Origin of the sequence: Streptomyces sp. MspMP-M5 (genome assembly GCF_000373585.1) — a bacterium.
GTDB lineage: Bacteria > Actinomycetota > Actinomycetes > Streptomycetales > Streptomycetaceae > Streptomyces.
This window is the reverse complement of sequence record NZ_KB891854.1, coordinates 428,386-450,147: the sequence shown is the minus strand read 5'-3', so window position 1 is coordinate 450,147 and position 21,762 is coordinate 428,386. Positions and strand designations below refer to the sequence as shown.

Genomic DNA, 21,762 nt, shown 5'->3' with positions numbered 1-21,762 from the left:
AACGGTTCTCCGCGCGTGCGACTGCATAGCGTCCCCGCATGGATACCGGCAGTGTGCGTCCGGCCGTCATCGAATTACGGCTGTCCGCCTTCAAGACCCATCGCGGCGTCATCTTGCCGCTCGGCCCGTTGACGCTGCTCAGTGGGGGCAGCGGAAGCGGCAAGTCCAGTGTGTTGCAGGCGTACGAGATCCTCGCCCGGCTCGGCAGCGGGGACCCTCTCCAGCGGGCCGTGGGGGTGGTGGCGGGTGGGGCCTCCGCCTGCGTGCCGGCCGGCGCGCGCCCCGATGAGCAGGGGCGGCGCGGCTTCCGCATCGGTTGTACGGTCGATGGCCCCGTCGGTCCCGTCGACCTCGATCTCGCAGTACAGGCCGAGCCCGAACTCCGCATCGTCGGCGAGCGGTTGACGGGGTGCGGGGAGACGCTGCTCACCACCGCCCTCACCGACCCCACCCGATCCGCTGTCCAGGCTGCGTGGCACACCGCGGGTGCGACCCCGGTGACCCGTGCGCCGCTGCCCGACGACCGGCTGGCCACCTCCCTCCTCCCGTTGCGGGTCGCGGGCAAGACCGAGGGGCAGCGCCTTGTCCTGGCCGCCGCGGAACAAGTCGTGGTCGCGCTGCGTTCAGCCTTTGTGTGCGATCCGCGGCCGGAGGTCATGCGAGGCCAGGCGGCGGAGGGTCTCGGTGGTGACGGCAGTACGGAAGGCGGCGCGTCCGGCGGGGGAGGCGCGGGGCGTGGCAACGGTGTGCGCGGAGGCGGCCGAGGCGGCGGTTCGGGCCGCTCGGGGAAAGGCGCGGGAGCCGGGAGCTCCAGTCGGACGGCGGGGGCGCGCGGGCGTAAGGGCGTCCGGAACGGGGGTGAGGCCAGCGGATGGGGCCAGGACGGCGAACGCGACGAGGGGCGACTCCGGTCGTCCTGCGACAATCTCGCCGCTGTGCTGGAGCGCACCAGCCGCGAATGCTCCCGCCGGCACGCGGTCCTGGTGGCAGCCATCCGGGAGGCATGCTCCGGGCCTGTCGAGGGGCTGCGTGCGGTTCCCTGGCAGCCGGATGCGGCGACGGCAGGGGATGCCATGGATGGTGGAGGGGGCGTCGGTGGCACGGTGCCGGGTGGTCAGGCGGCATCGGGCCCGCAGGCGCTGCGAACGGTTCTCGACCGCGGCTCCATGGGGGAGATGCCCGTTGAGTTGCTCGGCGACGGTGAGCTGCGGTTCCTCGCGCTGGCGCTGGTGCTCTTGACCGGGCCCGGTGTGCTCGCCATGGACCCGGCCGGGGAGATCCCGTCCGCGCTGCAGCAGATGACGGTGATGGCGGACGGCATGGACCGCTGTATGGACGGCCGGCAGGCCCGGGAGCTGGTCTCGCTGGCGGTACGGATGGCCGAACGCGGACATGTCCGGCTGCTGGGCACAGTACGGGACCCGTCGGTCGCCGAGGGGCTGCCCGACGTACAGGTGCTACACCTAGGGGTATGAGTGAGGATCTTCATGCCCTGCAACGACGCCTGGCCGACTTCGCGGCCGCACGGGACTGGCAGCAGTACCACACCCCCAAGAACCTGGCCGCGGCGCTGAGTGTCGAGGCCGCGGAACTGGTCGAGATCTTCCAGTGGTTGACCCCGGAGGAGTCGGCCAAGGTGATGACCGACCCGAAGTCGGCCGGCCGGGTGGAGGACGAGGTCGCGGACGTTCTGGCGTATCTGCTCCAGTTCTGTCAGGCGCTGGGGATCGATCCGCTCGGCGCGCTCGCCGCGAAGATCGAGCGCAACGAGACGAGGTTCCCGGCGGTCCGGCAGGCACCGCCGGACCGGCCGCGGGACGGCGAGTGACGGTCGGACGGGGGAGCGCCGGGCGTCGTGCGGGGGCGTGAAGCCGGCGGGGCGGGGGCAGGGGCCTTCGCCCCGCCGGCTTTTTGGTGTCGGCCGAGGGGCGCGTCGGGGTGGTCGCTGAGCACCGGCTCCGGCGCCGGATTGGCTGTGCCGGCTGCCGCTGCCGCTCTCGCTGTCTTCGCCATCGCCGTTGCGTGGCGAGCGGCGTGGTGCATGCGGTTTGAGCGGTGAGCCGCACGACGGGGATCGCAGTGACTGGTGTGTTGAAAGCGCTTTGAGCGGTGTATGTGGTGCCATTCATGCTAGGTGGCGGCCGGGGACGCAGTGACGCACGAGGTAAACACCAGGGCCGGAAGCGCAGCCGCAACCGTTCCAAATCCGCCTCTTGTCACTCTATGGAGTCATGGATCTTTCCACAGCGCCTTGGTTGTCCACAGATTTGCGAATTCCTCTGGCGTTTTTGGCTGTTGACCCTCACTCTGGGTAGTGGAAGGAGAGCGGGGTGAATGCACATGACGAAGGAAGGAGGGACGCAGATGGACGCGGTGCGGATCATCGCGGACGGTCGGCGCGGTCTGGCGCAGGCGAACACGGTTCACGACGTGCTCGTCGAGGCGTGGCAGGCGCAGGCCCTGGCCGAGGCGATAGGCAGCCATCTCGCGATATTCGGTCCGTACGAAGTGCGGTCCAGAGCCCGCGGGTTGGGCGACGCGAGCGGGCGGTTCAGCGGGGGACTGCTGTGCTCGACAGCGACCACCGGCGGACTGCGGGCGGCTCAGCTGACCGAGATACGTGACGTCAAGGCGGCTTTAATCGGCCTGTGCCAGCTGCTCCGGGACGTGTGTGAGGCGCTCGTGGGAGTGGTGATCTCGGCCGAGGAGGAGGGGATGTACTGGACCTGCGTGGAGGCGATGGACACCGCAGACGAGTCCAGGGACCACGCCGTCGGAATACTGGAGAAACTGGAGGTACGCGACCGGCACCTTGCCTGACGGAGGGCGGGCCGCCACCCGACCTGCCCTCTGCGCCCTTCGTCGGCTCGGCTGTCACCTCATGCCTACCGACCATCTCAACCGGCTTGCTCGGGCGGAGGCACACACCCCCTGTGCCCCTGGCCCGCCACGCTCAGGGCTGGTGCCCGTCTGTGCCGCTTCCGCCCGTGGCTCCTCTCCTTCCTTCCTCGCTTCGTTTCCCTGCCTCGCTTCGTTCGTCTTCGGCTCCGTTGTGCCGGCTCGCCGGTGAGCGTCTGGCGTGGGCCCCGCCGTCCGCACACGAGACGCCGGCCGCCGGACTCCGGTCGGCGCTGCGGGCTCGGCCACTTGTCTGCTTTGGTCGAGCACGCAGGCTCACTTGACCCGACTCGGTGCTGCTCTCGCCGTCCGACTACACGCGTCCCACAGGAGAGGCGCACCAAGCACGGGCGCACCAAGCACGGGCGCACCTCAAGCACGGTGCTCCTCAAGTACGACGCAAGCCAAGCACGTGCCCCCCACGCGTGACACGGATCGCGGGCAACGCACGAGGCATATGCCGGAACGGGGTCGCCCCCGTGTGGTGGTAGGCACTGGCGGTTGATTCGCCGGGGGCCGTGCAGGATGGAGGTATGGATCTACGCATCTTCACCGAGCCCCAGCAGGGGGCTTCCTACGACACCCTTCTGAAGGTCGCCAAGGCCACCGAGGAACTTGGATTCGACGCCTTCTTCCGTTCCGATCACTACCTGCGGATGGGGAACGCCGCCGGTCTGCCCGGACCGACGGACGCCTGGATCACGCTGGCCGGCCTGGCCCGCGAGACCCAGCGCATCCGGCTCGGCACCCTCATGACGGCCGGCACCTTCCGCCTGCCGGGCGTGCTGGCCATCCAGGTCGCCCAGGTCGACCAGATGTCCGGCGGGCGGGTCGAACTCGGCCTCGGCGCAGGGTGGTTCGAGGAGGAGCACAAGGCGTACGGCATTCCGTTCCCGAAGGAGAAGTTCGCGCGGCTGGAGGAGCAGCTGGCGATTGTCACCGGCCTGTGGGCCACGGAGGTAGGAAAGGAGTTCTCTTACGACGGGAGGTACTACCAGCTGGAGAAGTCGCCCGCGCTGCCCAAGCCCGCCCAGGGCAAGGTGCCGGTGCTGATCGGGGGACACGGCGCGACGCGCACTCCGCAGCTGGCGGCGCAGTACGCCGATGAGTTCAACATTCCCTTCGCCTCGCTCGAAGACAGTGAGCGCCAGTTCGGACGGGTGCGGGCGGCCGCCGAAGCCGCTGGGCGCAAGGGGGGCGACCTGGTGTACTCCAACGCGTTGGTCGCCTGTGTGGGGAGGACCGATGCCGAGGTGGCGCGGCGGGCTGCGGCCATCGGTCGCCAGGTGGACGAACTCAAGGCCAACGGCTTGGCGGGCTCGCCGGCGGAGGTCGTGGACAAGCTCGGCCGGTACTCAGCCATCGGCTCGTCCCGGGCCTACCTGCAGATCCTGGATCTTGACGATCTGGATCACCTGGAGTTGATCTCGGCACAGATTCAGTCGCAGTTGAGTTGAGTCGGGTTGTTCTTGGCTGAGCTGAGCTGAGCTGAGCTGAGGTGAGGTGGGCTTGGCTGGGCTGCGAAGGGGTGAGCTGGGCCGGGCTGGGTCAGGTTTGCGGGCAGTCGGCTGGTAGGCCGTTCTCGGCGTCGGGGTTGTTGCAGCGCCGGGTGCCCGTGGTGGCCGCCCAGCCGGGGCCCGGTGCGGGGGAGGGGGAAGCGGAGGAAGGAGGCGGTGGCCTGGGAAAATCGTTGGGGAAGGCACACCCCGCAGGCCGATACTGAAGGCGTGTTTCTGACCATAACCACCACCGGTACTGCCGATCGTCCCGCGACCGACCTCGGGTTTCTGCTGCACAAGCATCCCGAGAAGGCGCAGCAGTTCTCGACGTCGCACGGCACCGCGCACGTCTTCTATCCGCAGGCCGAGGCGGAACGATGCACGGCGGCGCTGCTGTTGGAGGTCGATCCCATTGCCCTGGTGCGTCGGGGGAAGGGGAAGGGGCGTGGTGGGGCGCCGGATGCGGCGCTCGGGCGGTATGTGAACGACCGGCCGTATGCGGCGTCGTCGCTGCTGGCGGTGGCGTTGCGGAGCGTCTTCGCGAGCGCGATGAGGGCGCAGTGTGCGGCCCGTCCGGAGTTGGCACGGCAGCCGCTTCCGCTGCGCATCGAGGTGCCGGTGCTGCCCGCGCGGGGTGGTGCGGGGCTGGTGGAGCGGCTGTTCGGGCCGTTGGGCTGGTCGGTGCGGGCGGAGCCGCTGCCGTTGGATGAGACCTTTCCCGAGTGGGGTGACTCGCGCTATGTGCGGCTCGTCCTGGAGGGAAAGCGCGAACTCGCCCGCGCACTGCGGCACTTGTATGTGCTGCTGCCGGTCCTGGACGACGCCAAGCACTACTGGGTGACGCCGGACGAGGTCGACAAGCTGTTGCGAGCCGGCGAGGGCTGGCTGGAGCATCACCCGGAGCAGCAGCTCATCGTCGGCCGCTATCTCGCCCGCCGCTGGTCGCTGGCCCGTGAGGCGATGGCGCGGCTGGAACTGGAGCGGCTCGCCGACGTGGACGACGCGGCCGTCGAGGAGATCGACAACGCGGTGGACGAGGAGACCGACACCGAGGAGAAGCCGGTCCCGCTCGCCGTGCGGCGGCGCGAGGCCGTCCTCGACGTGCTGCGCTCGTCCGGGGCCGCCAGGGTCCTCGATCTGGGCTGTGGGCAGGGGCAGTTGGTCGGTGCGCTCCTCAAGGAGGGGCAGTTCATCGAGATCGTCGGCATGGACGTGTCGATGCGGGCGCTCCATGCGGCCGGGCGCCGGCTCCGCCTCGATCGGATGCCCGAGCGCCAGTCGCGGCGCGTGCGGCTCGTCCAGGGGTCGCTGGCCTACACGGACGACCGGCTCAAGGGCTTCGACGCGGCGGTGCTCAGCGAGGTCGTCGAGCATGTCGACCCGGAGCGGTTGCCGGCGCTGGAGTATGCGGTGTTCGGGGCGGCCAGGCCCCGGACGGTCGTGGTGACCACCCCGAACGTCGAGTACAACGTGCGCTGGGAATCGTTGCCCGCCGGGCGGGTGCGGCACGCGGACCACCGGTTCGAGTGGACGCGGGAGGAGTTCCGGCGCTGGGCGGCGGAGGTCGCGGCGCGGCACGGCTATGCGGTGACGTTCGGCCCGGTGGGGCCGGAGGACCCGGAGGTCGGGCCGCCCACCCAGCTCGCGTGCTTCGTCCAGGAGGGGAGTGGCGATGGCAGTGGTGATGGATGTCGTGGTGTCGGCGGTGGTGCCGGTACCGACGGCGGCGGGCGCGGGGAAGGGAAGAAGGGTGTAAACGGTAATAGAGGTGTGAGCGGTAGTAGTGGTGCGAGGGTGAGTGTGAGTGGCGGTGAAGGGTCCGGGGATGACCGGGCGCGTGGCAGGAAGGGGCGGTGGCATGAGTGACGTAAGCAGTGGGGCCTCGTTCCGGCCCGAGCGGCTGCCTGGTGTGCGGTTGGCCGGCGAGGGGGCGTCCTCCGTGACCCGCCGGGCGGGGCGTTCGCTGGCTGTGCCCGATCTGTCGCTGGTGGTGCTGGTCGGAGCGACCGGCTCGGGTAAGTCGACGTTCGCCGCCCGGCACTTCAAGCCGACCGAGGTGATCTCGTCGGACTTCTGCCGGGGGCTGGTCAGCGACGACGAGAACGATCAGTCCGCCAGTGGGGACGCGTTCGAGGTGCTGCACTTCATCGTGGGCAAGCGGCTCGCGGCCGGGCGACTGACGGTGGTGGACGCCACCAATGTGCAGGCGGAATCGCGTGCGCAGCTGGTGCGGCTGGCGCGCGAGCACGATGTCCTGCCGGTGGCGATCGTGCTGGACGTGCCGGAGCAGGTCTGTGCCGAGCGCAACGCGGCGCGCTCCGACCGGGCCGGACTGCCGCGGCGCGTCATCCAGCGGCACCAGCGCGAACTGCGGCGCTCGCTGGGCAGGTTGGAGCGCGAGGGCTTCCGCAAGGTGCACGTCCTGCGCGGCGAGCGGGAGATCGGGGCGGCGGAGATCGTCCGGGAGCGGCGGTTCAACGACCTGCGGCACCTCACCGGGCCGTTCGACATCATCGGTGATGTCCACGGGTGCCGCTCCGAGCTGGAGACGCTGCTCGGCCGGCTCGGCTACGAGCTGACGCGCGACGCGCAGGGGCGGGCCGTGGACGCGGTGCACCCCGCGGGCCGTACGGCGGTCTTCGTCGGCGACCTCGTCGACCGGGGGCCGGACAGCCCCGGTGTGCTGCGGCTGGTGACAGGAATGGTGGCATCCGGTCACGGATTGTGTGTGTCCGGGAATCATGAGAACAAGCTCGGACGTTATCTGAAGGGTCGGGCTGTTCAGCACACGCACGGACTCGCCGAGACGGTCGAGCAGTTGGAGAAGGAGGACGAGACGTTCCGCGCGGGGGTCGCGGAGTTCATTCGGGGACTGGTCAGTCACTACGTCCTGGACGGGGGTGGATTGGTGGTGTGCCACGCCGGGTTGCCGGAGAAGTACCACGGCCGTACGTCGGGCCGGGTGCGGTCGTTCGCGCTGTACGGCGACACGACGGGCGAGACCGACGAGTTCGGCCTGCCCGTGCGGTACCCCTGGGCGGAGGAGTACCGCGGCCGGGCCGCCGTCGTCTACGGCCACACGCCGACCCCGCGTGCCGGCTGGCTGAACAACACCATCTGCCTGGACACCGGCTGTGTCTTCGGCGGGAAGCTGACCGCGCTGCGCTGGCCGGAGCGCGAGCTGGTGGACGTTGCGGCGGAGCGCGTCTGGTACGAGCCCGCCAGGCCGCTGGCCACGGAGGCGCCGGGCGGGGCGGACGGCCGGCCGCTGGATCTGGGAGATGTGACCGGCCGGCGGGCCGTGGAGACCCGTCACATGGGCCGCCTCGCTGTGCGGGAGGAGAACGCCGCCGCCGCTCTGGAGGTGATGAGCCGCTTCGCGACGGATCCGCGGCTGCTGCCGTATCTTCCGCCGACCATGGCGCCCTGCGCCACCGCCCAGGAGGGCGAGGCCGACGCGCGCGGCGAGGGCTTTCTGGAGCATCCGCGGGAGGCGTTCGCCGAGTACCGCGCGGCCGGCGTCCGCGAAGTGGTGTGCGAGGAGAAGCACATGGGTTCCCGGGCGGTGGTGCTGGTCTGCCGGGACGAGGCGGTGGCCCGTGAGCGGTTCGGGGTGGTGGACGGAGGGGTGTCGGGCGCCCTGTACACCCGCACCGGACGGCCGTTCTTCGACGATCGGGAGACGACCGAGCGGATAGTGCGGCGGGTCCGCGACTGCGTGGGCCGGGCCGGGCTGTGGGCGGAGCTGGACACCGACTGGCTGCTGCTGGACGCCGAGTTGATGCCGTGGTCGCTCAAGGCGACGGGGCTGTTGCGTACGCAGTACGCGGCGGTCGGGGCGGCGTCGCGGGCGGTGTTTCCGGGGGTGCTGGGCGCACTGGAGACGGCGGCCGCCCGTGGCGTGGAGGTGGCCGAGCTGCTCGACCGGCAGCGGGGCCGGGCCGCCGACGCCGCGGCGTTCACCGATGCGTACCGGCGCTACTGCTGGCGGGTGGGGGAGTCGGTGCCGTCGGAGGAGCCGGTGTCGTCCGAGGAGCCGGAGTCGGCTGAGGAGCCGGTGTCGGCCGGCGGGCCGGTGTCGTCCGGGGATGCGGCGTTGGGTGGCCGGCCGGGTGACTGGCCGGGTGGGGTGTCCTCGCCGGGGCTCGCCGGGTTGGCCGGGATGCGGCTCGCTCCGTTCCAGATACTCGCCGTCGAGGGCCGCAGCCTGGCCGATCTGCCGCACACCGAGCAACTGGCCCTGATCGACCGGCTGATAGCGGCCGAGGAGGCGCTTTCGGCGGCGCAGGACGAGGCGGCAGCGTGCCCGGCTGCTGAGGCGGCCGAGGAGTCTGGGGCGACCGCGGCGACCGCGGCGTCTGAGGCGGCTGAGGTGCCCGAGGTGGTGACGGCTTCCGTGGGTGCGAATGTGCCGGTGCCCGTGCCTGCCGCGTCCGCCGCCGAGCGAATACGGTTGCTGGCGCCGACCCGGCGGCTGGTCGTCGACACGGAGGACGAGGCTTCGGTCGCCGATGGTGTGGCGTGGTGGCTGGATCTGACCGCCGACGGTGGTGAGGGCATGGTCGTCAAGCCGGTCCAGGCGCTGGTCCGACAGCCGGACGGCCGGCTCGTCCAGCCGGGCGTCAAGTGCCGTGGCCGGGAGTACCTGCGGATCGTCTACGGTCCGGAGTACACCCGCCCGGAGAACCTTCGGCGGCTGCGCGTGCGCCACCTCGGTCACAAGCGTTCACTGGCCCTGCGCGAATACGCACTGGGGCTGGAGGCGCTCGACCGGCTGGCGGCGGGCGAACCGCTCTGGCGGGTGCACGAGGCCGTCTTCGCGGTGCTCGCGCTGGAGTCGGAGCCGGTGGACCCGCGGCTGTAGGGACGGGGCACAGCGGGGCTCGGGCGTGGCCCGCGCCGTCGGTTCCGACGGCGCGGGTGGTGCCGGTGGTGGATTCACGCCACCCGTGTCGCCCGGTAGGTGCGTCGGTAGTCGACCGGGGGGACGCCCATCGCGCGGGTGAAGTGGCGGCGGAGGTTGGCGGCCGTCCCCAGGCCGGCGACCTCCGCCACCCGGTCCACCGGCAGGTCGGTGCTCTCCAGCAACTCACGGGCCCGGGCGATCCGTTGGGACTGCAGCCACTGCATCGGCGTGGTCCCGGTCGTGGCGTGGAAGCGCCGTACGAGGGTGCGTGGGCTGGTGTGCGCGTGCCGGGCGAGGTCGGCGACGGTCAGCGGCTCGCGGAGCCGTTCGGTGGCCCAGTGCAGGACCGGCGCGAGGGAGTCGTCGCGGCGTTCGGGCAGCGGCGTCTCGATGTACTGTGCCTGGCCGCCGGGGCGGTGCGCGGGTGCGACCAGTTGCCGGGCGAGGGAGTTGGCGACCTCCGTACCGAAGTCCTCGCGGATGAGGTGCAGGCAGACGTCGATGGAGGCGGTGGCGCCCGCGCCGGTGAGCACGTCCCCGTGGTCGACGTAGAGCACCGCCGGGTCCACGCTCACCGCCGGATAGCGCTCGGCGAGCAGCGCCGCGTACATCCAGTGCGTGGCGGCGGTCCGGCCGTCGAGCAGCCCGGCCGCGGCGAGGGTGAAGGCGCCCGAGCAGAACGAGACCACGCGTGCGCCGCGGCGGTGGGCCTCGCGTAGGGCGTCGACGAGTTGGTCCGGCGGGTCGCCGTGGACGTCCGCGGAGGCCGGGACGATGACCGTGTCGGCGGAGACCAACTCCGCGACGCCGTACGGGGCCCGGGTGCTGAACCACGCGCCGGCGAGGCTCGTTTCGCCTTCCTGGCCGCCGATCACGCACACCCGGAGGTCGTACCAGTCCGGAGGCGGCCGGAGGCGGTCGAAGCCGAAGATGTGGCAGGGCACGGCGAGTTCGAAGAACGGCATTCCGGCGGTGACGGCGATCGCGAGCGAAGGCATGGCGCGAGTGTCGCAGAGTGCGGGGGATTGCGTGGCAGAAATGTAGCGGGTGGTGGCAGTACTGCCACTCGTGGCGGGGGAGCGTCGGGCCGATGCTTGATCGACATGACCACTCCTCATCTGGGCGGCCGGGGGACGAGTGCGCCCACGGGCGCGAGCCCCGCTGCCCACCCCACCGACACCGCCACCACGAGCACTACTGCCTCTGCGAGCGCCACCACGACGAGCACCGCTGACACCGGCGAAGCTCCCCACCCCCGTCGCTGGCTGATCCTGGCGATCGCCTCCGCGGCGCAGTTCCTGGCCGTACTCGACCTGATCGCGGTCACCATCGCCTTCCCGGCGATCGGCCAGGACTTCGCACCGGCGCCGGCCTCCACGCTCTCCTGGGTGCTCAACGGCTACACCGTCGTGCTCGCCGCGCTCCTGGTACCCGCCGGCCGGTTGGCCGACGAGGCCGGGCGGCGGCGCTGCTTCCTGATCGGCATGGTGCTGTTCGGTCTGGCCTCGGCGGCCTGCGGCGCGGCCCCCACGCTCGCACTGCTGGTCGTGGCCCGGGTGGTGCAGGGCGCGGCCGCCGCGGTCCTGATCCCCACCTCGCTCTCCCTCGCGCTGCCCGCCTTCCCGGCCCGCGAGCGGGCCACCGCGGTCGGCGCGTGGACGGCGGTCAGCGCGGTGGCGGCGAGTTCCGGGCCGGTGCTCGGCGGGCTGCTCGCCGCGGCCGACTGGCGGCTGATCTTCCTGATCAACGTCCCCGTGGTGCTGCTCGCGGTCGGCGCGGGCGTCCGGCTGCTGCCCCGGTCGGTGCGCGGGCCGCGGCAGGCGCTCGACCTGCCGGGGACGGCGCTGGTGCTGGTGTGCGTCGGCGGGCTGGTCACCGCGTTCGTCGAGGCCCCGGAGTGGGGGTACACCGCCCCGGCCACGCTCGCCGTGTTGGCCGCCGGTGTACTGGCGGGCGTACTGGGCGTCCGCCACGTCCGGCGGGCCGAACAGCCCGTCGTGCACCCGGTGCTCTTCCGTACACCCGGCTTCACCCCGGCCACCCTGGGGCTGCTGAGCTACTTCGTCGCCTACGGGGCGATGATGCTCGCCGCGAGCCTGCTGTTCACCGACGTCTGGCACTACTCGGTGCGGACGGCTGGGCTGGCGATGGCGCCCTGGCCGCTGGCCGTACTGGTGGTCTCGGCGGTCTCGGGCCGGATCGTCGGGGCGATCGGCGGCCGGGGGACGGCGGTGATCGGCGCGCTGTGCTTCGTGGCGGCGGCGCTGTGGTGGATCGTGCTGGCTGGCGACGGGAGCGGGGGGACGCACTACGCGGTGCGGTTTCTGCCCGGTTTGCTCTTCGCCGGGCTCGGCACCGGGCTCTACCAGCCGGTGATGTTCGCCGCCGCGGGGTCGCTGCCGAGCAGCCAACTCTCCCTAGGGTCGGGTGTGTTGATGGTGTCCCGGCAGGCCGGTACCGCGCTCGGCGTCGCCGTCCTGGTCGCCACCATGGGCGGCCGGCCGCACCCGGACCTGGGGGCGCTGCGCGGCGGCTGGATCATCGCGGCGGTGACCTCGGCGGCCGCGGTGGCGGCGGCGCTGACCCTGCGGCGGGGCAGGGAGGGGCGGGGGTAGATCGGGTTGGCCGGCGGCCGGCGGCGGGCGGCGGTGGACGGGAGCGGGGGCAGGGGCGCGGCGGTAGACGGATGCGAGGCGGTCTCGACATCCCCCGAGTCCCGCCCCCCCCGAGTCCCGACCCGCCCGAGTCCCGACCCCCCCCGAGTCCCGACGCCCCCCCGAGTCTCGACGTCCCCCCCGAGTCTCGACGTCCCCCTGAGTCCCGACGTCCGGCCGTCGGAGCCGACAAGATGCCGTCGGAGCCGACAAGATGGGGAGATGGGATTCCATGTCGACTCAGAGGCCGGGCGGCTGCGCCGGGTGATCCTGCACCGCCCCGATCTGGAGCTGAAGCGGCTCACCCCGTCCAACAAGGACACCTTGCTCTTCGATGACGTGCTGTGGGTGCGGCGGGCCCGGGCCGAGCACGACGGGTTCGCGGACGTGCTCCGCGACCGGGGCATCGAAGTGCACCTCTTCGGGGATCTGCTGGCCGAGAGCCTGCAGATCCCCGAGGCCCGCAGGCTGGTCCTGGACCGGGTCTTCGACGAGAAGGAGTACGGGCCGCTGGCGACCGACCACCTGCGGGCGGCGTTCGACGAGATGCCGGTGCCCGAACTCGTCGAGGCGCTGGTCGGCGGGATGACCAAGCGCGAGTTCCTGGAACGCCACCCGGAACCCACCTCGGTCCGCTTCCATGTGATGGACCTGGACGACTTCCTGCTGGGCCCGCTGCCCAACCACCTCTTCACCCGCGACACCTCCGCCTGGATCTACGACGGGGTGTCGATCAACTCGATGCGCTGGCCCGCCCGGCAGCGCGAGACCGTGCACTACGAGGCCATCTACCACCACCACCCGCTCTTCCGCGACAAGTCCTTCCACGTCTGGTCGGACGGCCAGGCGGACTTCCCCTCGACGATCGAGGGCGGCGACGTCCTCGTCCTGGGCAACGGCGCGGTGCTGATCGGCATGAGCGAACGCACCACGCCCCAGGCGGTGGAACTGCTGGCCAGGGGGCTGTTCGCGGCGGGGTCCGCGCAGACGATCGTGGCGCTGGACATGCCCAAGCGACGGGCGTTCATGCACCTGGACACCGTGATGACCATGATCGACGGGGACACCTTCACCCAGTACGAGGGCCTGGGCATGCTCCGCTCGTACACCATCGAACCGGGCGCCGGCGCGCAGGACCTCAAGGTCACCGACCATCCGCCGGAGCACATGCACCGCGCCATAGCGTCCTCCCTCGGCCTCGCCGACATCCGGGTGCTCACCGCGACCCAGGACGTGCACTCGGCCGAGCGCGAGCAGTGGGACGACGGCTGCAACGTGCTGGCGGTGGAGCCGGGCGTCGTGGTCGCCTACGAGCGCAACGTCACCACCAACACCTTTCTGCGCAAGCGCGGCATCGAGGTGATCACGATCCCCGGGAGCGAACTGGGCCGGGGCCGCGGCGGGCCGCGCTGTATGAGCTGCCCGGTGACCAGGGACGCGGTGCCGGGCTTGAGGTGAAGCGGGACGGGAGGGGAGGGGGAGGGGCGAGGCGCACCGGACGGGGAGGGGCGGCGTGGAGCAGGTGGGCTCACCCGGATCATCCGTATAGAGATGCGAGCGCTCGTATATAATTCCAAGGGGAGTCCAAGCGTACGAGTGCCCGCCGACTCACCACCCACCTCACCCACCTCACCCATCCACCCGCCCCCAAGACCCCCACCCGCCGCGAACGAGGAGCCCACCCATGGCGATAGACCTCACGGGCCGCCACTTCCTCAAGGAGCTGGACTTCAGCGCCGAGGAGTTCCGTCGACTGATCGATCTGGCCGCCGAGCTGAAAGCGGCCAAGCGCGCCGGTACCGAGGTCCGCCGCCTGAACGGCCGCAACATCGCCCTGATCTTCGAGAAGACCTCGACCCGGACCCGCTGCTCCTTCGAGGTCGCCGCCGCGGACCAGGGCGCCTCGACCACCTACCTCGACCCGTCCGGTTCGCAGATCGGGCACAAGGAGTCGGTCAAGGACACCGCCCGCGTACTTGGCCGGATGTTCGACGCCATCGAGTTCCGCGGCAGCCGCCAGTCCGACGTCGAGGAACTCGCGGCGCACGCCGGGGTGCCCGTCTACAACGGCCTCACCGACGACTGGCACCCGACCCAGATGCTCGCCGACGTCCTGACCATGATCGAGCACGGCGGCGGCCGCCCCCTGACGGAGACCGCCTTCGCCTACCTCGGCGACGCCCGCAACAACATGGGCAACTCCTACCTCGTCACCGGCGCCCTGCTCGGCATGGACGTACGGATCGTGGCGCCCCGGCAGCTGTGGCCCGAGGAGTCCGTCATCGCCCGGGCGCGGGCGCTCGCGGAGACCAGTGGGGCCCGCATCACCCTCACCGAGGAGGTCGCCGAGGGCGTCCGGGGCGCGGACTTCGTCGCCACCGACGTCTGGGTCTCCATGGGGGAGCCCAAGGAGGTCTGGGACGAGCGGATCGCGCTGCTCGCCCCGTACGCGGTCACGATGGACGTGCTGCGCGCGACCGGTAGGCCCGACGTGAAGTTCCTGCACTGCCTGCCCGCCTACCACGACCTCGGCACCGCGGTCGGCCGGGAGATCCACGCCCGGCACGGCCTGACCTCGCTGGAGGTCACCGACGAGGTCTTCGAGTCCGCGCACTCCGTGGTCTTCGACGAGGCGGAGAACCGGATGCACACCATCAAGGCGGTGATGGTGGCGACGCTGGGCCGATAGCGTCGGCCGGCCGACGGCGTGGAACCGCCTGGCCCCCGGCAGCCATACGGGCGGCCAGGCGACCGTACGAACCGGACAGTTACCATCGAGCCGCACACGGGGCCCGGACCCACCCGTCCGGGCCCCGCTCCGCGCCCGGCCCACCCGCGCCGCGCGCCTCGCACCACCAGAGAGAGAACCGCCCCATGCCCCGCCCAGGCGCGTCCGGACTGCGCATCAAGTCCCCCGACCTGCTCATCGCCGAATCCGGAGCGGATCTCCACGGCCACGGCCTGCGGCGCAGCATGGGCCTCTTCCAGCTCATCTGCTTCGGCGTCGGCGCCATCGTCGGCACCGGCATCTTCGTCGGCCTCTCCGACACCGTCGCCCAGGCAGGCCCCGCGGTCGTCGTCTCCTTCGTACTGGCGGCCGTCACCTGCGTCTTCACCGCCTTCTCCTTCGCCGAGCTGGGCGGCGCGATCCCGGTCTCCGGCAGCTCGTACTCCTACGCCTACGCGACCCTGGGCGAGCGCACCGCCTTCCTCGTCGGCTGGTGCCTGCTGCTCGAATACGGCGTCTCGGTCTCGGCGGTCGCCGTCGGCTGGGGCCAGTACCTCAACCAACTGTTCGGCAGCCTGACCGGCTGGCAGCTGCCCGCGGCGCTCGCCAACCCGCCCGGCGAGGGCGGCGTCGTCAACCTCCCGGCCGTGGTCGTGGTGGTGCTGGCCGCGGTGCTGCTGGTCCGCGGGGTCCGGGAGAGCGCCCGCGCCACCGCCGCGATGGCGGTGCTCAAGCTGGCGGTGCTGGTGCTGTTCTGTGTGATCGGCTTCGGCGCGTTCCGCAGCGGAAACCTCTCCCCGTTCGCCCCGGAGGGCCTGGCCGGGATCACCTCCGGCGCCTCCGTCGCGTTCTTCTCGTACATCGGCTTCGACTCGATCACCACCGCCGGTGAGGAGGCGCGGAACCCGCGCCGGGACGTCCCCGTCGCGATCCTGGTCTGCATCGGGGTGGTCACCGTCCTGTACTCCCTGGTCGCGCTGGCCGCCATCGGCGCGCTCTCCGCCGATCAGGTCGCGGGCCGCCCCGCCGCGCTGTCGCTGATCGTCGACCGGGTAACCCAGTCCGGCATCGGCGGCACGGTGATCGCCTTCGGTGCGGTCGTCGCCATCGCCTCCGTCGTCCTGGCCGTGCTGTACGGCCAGACCCGCATCCTGCTGTCGATGGCGCGGGACGGCCTGGTCCCCGGGGTCTTCGCACGGGTCTCGCCCCGGACCGCCACACCCGTCGCCAACACCTGGATCGTCGCCGCCGTCTTCGCCGTCCCGGCCGCGGTCGTCCCGCTGGACATGGTGATGAACCTCAGCAGCGTCGGCACGCTGGCCGTCATGGCGGTGGTCAACGTCAGCGTGGTGGTCCTGCGCCGTACCCGGCCCGCCCTGCCGCGCCGCTTCCGCGTCCCGCTCTTCCCGCTCAGCCCCCTGCTCGGCGTCGCCTTCTGCGGCTACCTCGTCTACGGCACCGGCCCGGCCACCTGGCTCCAGTTCGCCGGCTTCCTCGCCGTCGGCCTGGTGCTCTACGCGGTCTACGGACGCCGGCACTCGCGCCTGGGGGCCGGGGCGGGAGCCGGGGCTGCCGGCGCGGCGAGTGCCACCAGTGCCCCCAGTGGTGCGAGTGCCACCAGCGGTGCCGGTACCGAAGCACCCGTCGCCTCGGCACTCCCCTCCTCGGCACCCCCCGCCACGGCGCCCGCCGTCACGGCAACCGGGGCTCCCGCAGCGCCGGAAGGATGAACCACACCGCCTTGCCGCGCGGCGTCCGGCGGCAGCCGGCGGCCGCGCTGAGCCCCCGCACCAGCCGCACCCCCCGCCCGGCCACCGGCGCCTCCTGACCGTCCGCGCCGCCGACGGCCTCGGCCAGGCCCGGTACCGGCGTCGGATCGGTGTCGTGGACCTCCACCTCGCAGCCCGCCGGCCGCGCCCGCACCACCAGCGCGACGGGGCCGGGGCCGGGGGTGTGCGCGACGGCGTTGGCGACCAGTTCGGCGGCGAGCAGCGCGGCGGTGCAGCGGTCCGCCGTGGCCCGCAGATCGCGCAGCGCGGTGGCGGTCAGCGCGCGGGCGAGGGAGACCGCGGACGGGGCGTGCGGCAGCTCCATCCGCCAGCATGAGGGGCCGCACGGCTCGCACCGGTCCTGCGGCTGCGGGATCAGCCCACGTGTCTCCCTCGTCTCCCTCGTGTCCCTGGTCTCCGTCGTGCCACTCGCCCATGGCGCCCCCGCCGCCCCTGCCGTCTTCGCCTTGGTCGCCATCGTCTTCGTGGTTTTCGTCGTGGCCGTCGTCGTCCGAACTTCCGGCATGCGCCGCTCCCTTCGCGGCGGGCCGGGACGGACGCCCGCGGCCCGGCGGGACGCCTCCACGCTAGGCCGCGCCCTCCGACCGCAGCAGGGCCAGCGGACCCCACCGAGGGGGACCAGCGGCCCACCCCGACAGGACTTCCGGCCCCCACCGCCCACCGGAACCGCCGCCGCCCCACCCCGCCGAAGCCCTTCCCCACCCGCCGGATATCGCGCCCTCATGACGGCAGTCACAAACGAGTGATAACTTCGAAGGGCATTTCGCGCGTCCCGCACCGCCACCGCATCCGCGGCCACCGCACGCACCAGCCGTCCGGCTGAAGGGGGCAGGCAGACCGATGAGCCCGTTCGCAGGATCCGCCCGCAGTACCGGCGCATGGCAGCACATCCGGGTCACCAGAGAGGACGGCGTCGCCACCGTCACCCTCGCCCGCCCCGAGAAGCTCAATGCGCTCACCTTCGAGTCCTACGCCGACCTCCGCGACCTGCTCGCCGAACTCTCCCGGGAGCGCTCCGTGCGCGCCCTGGTCCTGGCCGGCGAGGGCCGCGGCTTCTGCTCGGGCGGTGACGTCGAGGAGATCATCGGCGTCACCCTCGGCATGGACACCGCCCAGCTCCTGGACTTCAACCGGATGACCGGGCAGGTCGTCCGGGCCATCCGGGAGTGCCCCTTCCCGGTCGTCGCGGCCGTCCACGGCGTGGCCGCCGGCGCCGGCGCGGTGCTCGCCCTGGCGGCCGACTTCCGGGTCGCCGACCCCTCCGCCCGCTTCGCCTTCCTCTTCACCCGGGTCGGCCTCTCCGGCGGCGACATGGGCGCGGCCTACCTGCTGCCCCGCGTCATCGGCCTCGGCCACGCCACCCGGGTGCTGATGCTCGGCGACCCGGTCCGTGCCCCGGAGGCCGAACGCCTCGGCCTGATCAGCGAGTTGGCCGAGGAGGGTCGCGCCGACGAGCGGGCCGCCGCGCTCGCCCGCCGGCTCGCCGACGGCCCGGCCCTGGCCCACGCCCAGACCAAGGCCCTGCTCACCGCCGAACTCGACATGCCGCTGGCCGCCGCCGTCGAACTCGACGCCAACACCCAGGCGCTGCTGATGAACAGCGCCGACTACGCCGAGTTCCACGCCGCCTTCACGGCGAAGCGGCCGCCCGAGTGGCAGGGCAAGTGAGCGCGCCCGCAGGCCCGGCGCAGCGGCCCCTGAAGGTCGCCGTCCTCGGCGGCGGCCCCGGCGGGCTCTACGCCGCGGCCCTGCTCAAACGCCTCGACCCGGACCGCGAGATCACCGTCTGGGAGCGCAACGCCCCCGACGACACCTTCGGCTTCGGCGTCGTCCTCTCCGACGAGACCCTCGGCGGCATCGAACACGCCGATCCGGTCGTCTACGGCGCGCTGCAGGCGGAGTTCGTGCGCTGGGACGACATCGACATCGTGCACCGCGGTCGCACCCTCACCTCCGGCGGCCACGGCTTCGCCGCCCTCGGCCGCCGCCGGCTGCTGGCCGTCCTCCACGACCGCTGCCGCGCGCTGGGCGTCCGGCTGGTCTTCCGCACCGAGGCCCCGCCGGCCGCCGAACTCGCCCGCGACCACGACCTGGTGATCGCCGCCGACGGCGTGCACAGCACCACCCGCACCGCGCACGCCGACGTCTTCCGCCCCCGGCTCACCACCCACCGCTGCCGCTACATCTGGCTCTCCGCCGACTTCGCCCTGGACGCCTTCCGCTTCGAGATCGCCGACACCGGCCACGGCGTCGCCCAGCTCCACGCCTATCCGTACGCCCACCCGGCGCCCGGCCGGTCAGGCGCACCCGACGGCGGCGCCAGCACCGTCATCGTCGAGATGCGCGAGGAGGTCTGGCGCGCCAACGGCCTGGACACCCTCGACGAGACCGCCTCGGCCGCCTGGTGCGCCGGGCTCTTCGCCGGCACCCTGCGCGGCCGCCCGCTGCGCACCAACAACTCCAGCTGGATCGCCTTCCGCACGGTCGTCAACGAGCGCTGGTCGCACGGCCGGATCGTGCTGCTCGGCGACGCCGCGCACACCGCCCACTTCTCCATCGGCTCCGGCACCAAACTCGCCGTCGAGGACGCCCTCGCCCTCGCCGCCTGCCTCCGCGAACAGCCCACCGTCCCGGACGCCCTCACCGCCTACGAGGCCGAGCGCCGCCCCGTCGTCGCCTCCACCCAGCGCGCCGCCCGCGCCAGCCTCGCGTGGTTCGAGGACCTGGCCACCTACACCCACCAGCCGCCGCACCAGTTCGCCTTCAACCTGCTCACCCGCAGCCGCCGCGTCACCCACGGCAACCTGCGGCTGCGCGACGCGGAGTTCACCGACGCGGTGGCCGCCGAGGCCGGTGTCCCCGACGGGACGCCGCCGATGTTCACCCCCTTCAGGATGCGCGGACTGACCCTGCGCAACCGGATCGTGGTCTCCCCGATGGACATGTACTCCGCCGCCGACGGCACCCCCGGCGACTTCCACCTCGTCCACCTCGGCTCGCGCGCGCTCGGCGGCGCCGGCCTGGTGATGACGGAGATGGTCTGCGTCAGCCCCGAGGGGCGGATCACCCCGGCCTGCAGCGGCCTGTATGCGCCCGGGCACGAACGGGCCTGGCGCCGCGTCACCGACTTCGTCCACACCCAGTCCCCCGGCACCGCCCTCGGCGTCCAGCTCGGCCACTCCGGCCGCAAGGGCTCCACCCGGCGCATGTGGGAGGGTATCGACCAGCCGCTCCCGGACGGCAACTGGCCGCTCGTCGCCCCTTCCGCGCTGCCCTACCGCCCGGGCGTCAACCAGATCCCGCACGCCTTGACCGCCGCCGAACTCACCGCCGTACGCGAGCAGTTCGCCGACTCCGCCGCCTCCGCCGCCCGCGCCGGCTTCGACCTCCTCGAACTCCACTGCGCGCACGGCTACCTGCTCTCCGGCTTCCTCTCCCCGCTCACCAACCACCGCACCGACGCCTACGGCGGCACCCTCGCCGGCCGGCTCCGCTTCCCTCTCGAAGTCTTCGACGCGGTCCGCGAACAATGGCCGGCGGACCGCCCGATGACCGTTCGGATCTCCGCCACCGACTGGGCGGAGGGCGGCACCACCCCGGACGACGCGGTGGCCATCGCGGCCGCCTTCGCCGAGCACGGCGCCGACGCCATCGACGTCTCCACCGGCCAGGTCGTGCCGCACGAACGCCCCGACTTCGGCCGCTCCTACCAGACCCCGTTCGCCGACCGGATCCGCAACACCCTCGGTATACCGGTCATCGCCGTCGGCGCCCTCTCCTCCTGGGACGACGTCAACTCCCTGATCCTGGCCGGCCGCGCGGACCTGTGCGCACTGGCCCGCCCCCACCTCTACGACCCGCACTGGACCCTGCACGCCGCCGCCGAACAGGGCTACACCGGCCCCGGCGCCCCCTGGCCGCTCCCTTACCAGGCCGGCAGCCGCACCCCGCCCACCGGCCGCACCGACGCCCCGAAACCCCGCCTCACCCTGAACTGACGGACGCCGCTGCCGACGGCCTCCGTGGTCGGTTTCCGTACCGCTTCCCTACAGCTTCCGTACGGCGCGCTCGACTTCGGGACGTACAGACGGGCGGAGTGCGGCCGGGCCACAGCCGGGCTACAGCCGCGCTGCGGGGCGGCTCACGGGGGGGCGTCCGTCTTCCGCTTCCCACGCGTCCACGCTCCGGAAGCGGACGACGGCTGGCGAAGACGGGCGGACGCGCGCCGCCGAGATGTTCCTGAACGAATATCGCCGGGGCGTCATGTAGGGCTGGTGTACGGGGAGTTATCGGGGAGTTGCGCGGGCGGCGCAAGCTTCGGGCGGGGTGCGGGCCGCCCTTTGCCGTGGGGTGGTCAGCCGGCCGGGACCTGGGCCGGTGCCGGGATGCCGGCGGTCGCGAAGCGGCCCGAGGCGGCCGGCAGCAGCCTCCACATTCCGGTGACCGCCTCCGTGTCCCACCAGGTCCGGTCGCCGCCGCCCAGGTGCAGCAGGCCCACCACGATCGACGTCAGCAGCTGGGCGGTGTAGCGGGGTTCGGCGTCCGAGGCGTGCCGGCCGGGGAGGCCGCCGCCGACCGGCTCGCCGGTGCCGCAGGTCACCGCCTTGTCGAGGAAGAGCGCGTACCAGCGCTGCTCCAGGGCGTGGATGTCCAGACCGGGCGCGGTCTCCGGGCGCAGTCGCAGTCCGGCGCGCAGCACCGCGTCCGACTGCACCCGGTCGAACAGCTCGACGGCGAAGTCGCGGACGGCGGCGGTCAGCGGCTCGGGAGAGCGCAGAAAGCCCTCCTCGATCTCGTTGAGGGAGGCCAGGGCGGCGTCCCGCACCGCGAGGGTCAGGTCGTCCTTGGACGTGAAGTGGAAGTAGAGGGCGCCCTTGCTGAGCCGGGCCCGCCGGCTGATCTCGACCATGCCCGCGGCGGGCACTCCCTTTTCCAGGAAGGTCTCTGCGGCCGAGCGGATGAGCGCCTGACGGCTCTGGATGGCGCGATGCTGCGTGGGCACGGTGTCCGTCCCGTCTCTCGTACGACTGCAACGTCTTCGCAGTCTACAGAGAAAACCAACCATGCGGTTCGCTATCGTGAGGCGAAATGGCCGGATCCACCCTGCCCTGTCGGGAAGTGATCGCTGGCCCCCCGGACCGAACCAGACCGTCGCGCAGCGGCCGAGGGCAGAGCCCGCTTGGGCTCCTCGGGGGCCGGTGCCATGCGTCAGGGAGGGGCTAAGGCACATTGACAAACAGCGCAGGCGGTTTTTAAATCTCCGAAGGCGGTAAACGGGACGATCCCT

General features: G+C 72.2%; 15 protein-coding genes. 12 read left to right on the top strand and 3 right to left on the bottom strand.

Going from position 1 to position 21,762, the window contains the following annotated elements; all coding sequences use genetic code 11:
• The first annotated feature begins 38 nt into the window (after window positions 1–38).
• The 6 genes from B073_RS0105090 (at window position 39) to B073_RS0105065 (ending at window position 9,261) form a co-directional block, all read left to right on the top strand.
• The gene (locus B073_RS0105090; RefSeq protein ID WP_026247077.1) at window positions 39–1,475 is read left to right on the top strand and encodes a hypothetical protein; all 1,437 of its coding nucleotides are present in this window, start codon (window positions 39–41) and stop codon (window positions 1,473–1,475) included.
• Complete coding sequence (locus tag B073_RS0105085; RefSeq protein WP_018537012.1) at window positions 1,472–1,828, top strand: nucleotide pyrophosphohydrolase; 357 nt, start codon at window positions 1,472–1,474, stop codon at window positions 1,826–1,828. Before B073_RS0105090 ends, B073_RS0105085 begins: the two co-directional genes overlap by 4 nt.
• 536 nt (window positions 1,829–2,364) lie before the next feature.
• The gene (locus B073_RS0105080) at window positions 2,365–2,820 is read left to right on the top strand and encodes a DUF6099 family protein (protein ID WP_026247076.1); all 456 of its coding nucleotides are present in this window, start codon (window positions 2,365–2,367) and stop codon (window positions 2,818–2,820) included.
• Window positions 2,821–3,431: 611 nt separating this feature from the next.
• Window positions 3,432–4,355 (top strand): LLM class F420-dependent oxidoreductase, encoded by a 924-nt coding sequence (locus B073_RS0105075; protein WP_018537010.1) that lies wholly within the window; start codon window positions 3,432–3,434, stop codon window positions 4,353–4,355.
• A gap of 270 nt (window positions 4,356–4,625) precedes the next feature.
• Window positions 4,626–6,263: a 3' terminal RNA ribose 2'-O-methyltransferase Hen1 gene (locus tag B073_RS0105070; protein ID WP_018537009.1), complete on the top strand. Its 1,638-nt coding sequence runs from the start codon at window positions 4,626–4,628 to the stop codon at window positions 6,261–6,263.
• Window positions 6,256–9,261, top strand: a complete 3,006-nt coding sequence (locus tag B073_RS0105065) for a polynucleotide kinase-phosphatase (protein ID WP_078507895.1) — start codon at window positions 6,256–6,258, stop codon at window positions 9,259–9,261. The genes B073_RS0105070 and B073_RS0105065 overlap by 8 nt, the downstream gene beginning before the upstream one ends.
• A gap of 74 nt (window positions 9,262–9,335) precedes the next feature.
• Here B073_RS0105065 and B073_RS0105060 read toward each other — a convergent pair whose 3' ends face one another.
• On the bottom strand, window positions 9,336–10,301 hold the full coding sequence (locus B073_RS0105060; protein ID WP_018537007.1) for a GlxA family transcriptional regulator: 966 nt from the start codon (window positions 10,299–10,301) through the stop codon (window positions 9,336–9,338).
• Window positions 10,302–10,406: 105 nt separating this feature from the next.
• Here B073_RS0105060 and B073_RS0105055 point away from each other — a divergent pair, with 105 nt between their 5' ends.
• From B073_RS0105055 to B073_RS0105040, 4 genes are all read left to right on the top strand, one after another.
• Window positions 10,407–11,918 (top strand): MFS transporter, encoded by a 1,512-nt coding sequence (locus B073_RS0105055; RefSeq protein ID WP_106731766.1) that lies wholly within the window; start codon window positions 10,407–10,409, stop codon window positions 11,916–11,918.
• A gap of 261 nt (window positions 11,919–12,179) precedes the next feature.
• Window positions 12,180–13,415, top strand: a complete 1,236-nt coding sequence (locus tag B073_RS0105050; protein ID WP_018537005.1) for an arginine deiminase — start codon at window positions 12,180–12,182, stop codon at window positions 13,413–13,415.
• A gap of 226 nt (window positions 13,416–13,641) precedes the next feature.
• Window positions 13,642–14,646, top strand: coding sequence for an ornithine carbamoyltransferase (gene argF, locus B073_RS0105045; RefSeq protein WP_018537004.1), 1,005 nt, complete (start codon window positions 13,642–13,644; stop codon window positions 14,644–14,646).
• 185 nt (window positions 14,647–14,831) lie between these two features.
• Window positions 14,832–16,415 (top strand): amino acid permease, encoded by a 1,584-nt coding sequence (locus B073_RS0105040; RefSeq protein WP_018537003.1) that lies wholly within the window; start codon window positions 14,832–14,834, stop codon window positions 16,413–16,415.
• Here the strand turns inward: B073_RS0105040 and B073_RS0105035 are convergent.
• Window positions 16,378–16,779 (bottom strand): ATP-binding protein, encoded by a 402-nt coding sequence (locus B073_RS0105035; protein ID WP_018537002.1) that lies wholly within the window; start codon window positions 16,777–16,779, stop codon window positions 16,378–16,380. The two genes, B073_RS0105040 and B073_RS0105035, sit on opposite strands and share 38 nt — an antisense overlap.
• Window positions 16,780–17,315: 536 nt before the next feature.
• Between B073_RS0105035 and B073_RS0105030 the strand changes: the two genes are divergently transcribed.
• Window positions 17,316–18,143: an enoyl-CoA hydratase family protein gene (locus tag B073_RS0105030; protein ID WP_018537001.1), complete on the top strand. Its 828-nt coding sequence runs from the start codon at window positions 17,316–17,318 to the stop codon at window positions 18,141–18,143.
• A complete protein-coding gene (locus B073_RS0105025) occupies window positions 18,140–20,473 on the top strand; it encodes a bifunctional salicylyl-CoA 5-hydroxylase/oxidoreductase (protein WP_018537000.1) in 2,334 nt (777 codons plus the stop codon). The genes B073_RS0105030 and B073_RS0105025 overlap by 4 nt, the downstream gene beginning before the upstream one ends.
• A gap of 356 nt (window positions 20,474–20,829) precedes the next feature.
• Here the strand turns inward: B073_RS0105025 and B073_RS0105020 are convergent, their stop codons facing one another.
• Entirely contained in the window at window positions 20,830–21,477 is a 648-nt protein-coding gene (locus B073_RS0105020; protein WP_026247072.1) for a TetR/AcrR family transcriptional regulator, read from the bottom strand.
• Window positions 21,478–21,762 lie beyond the last annotated feature (285 nt).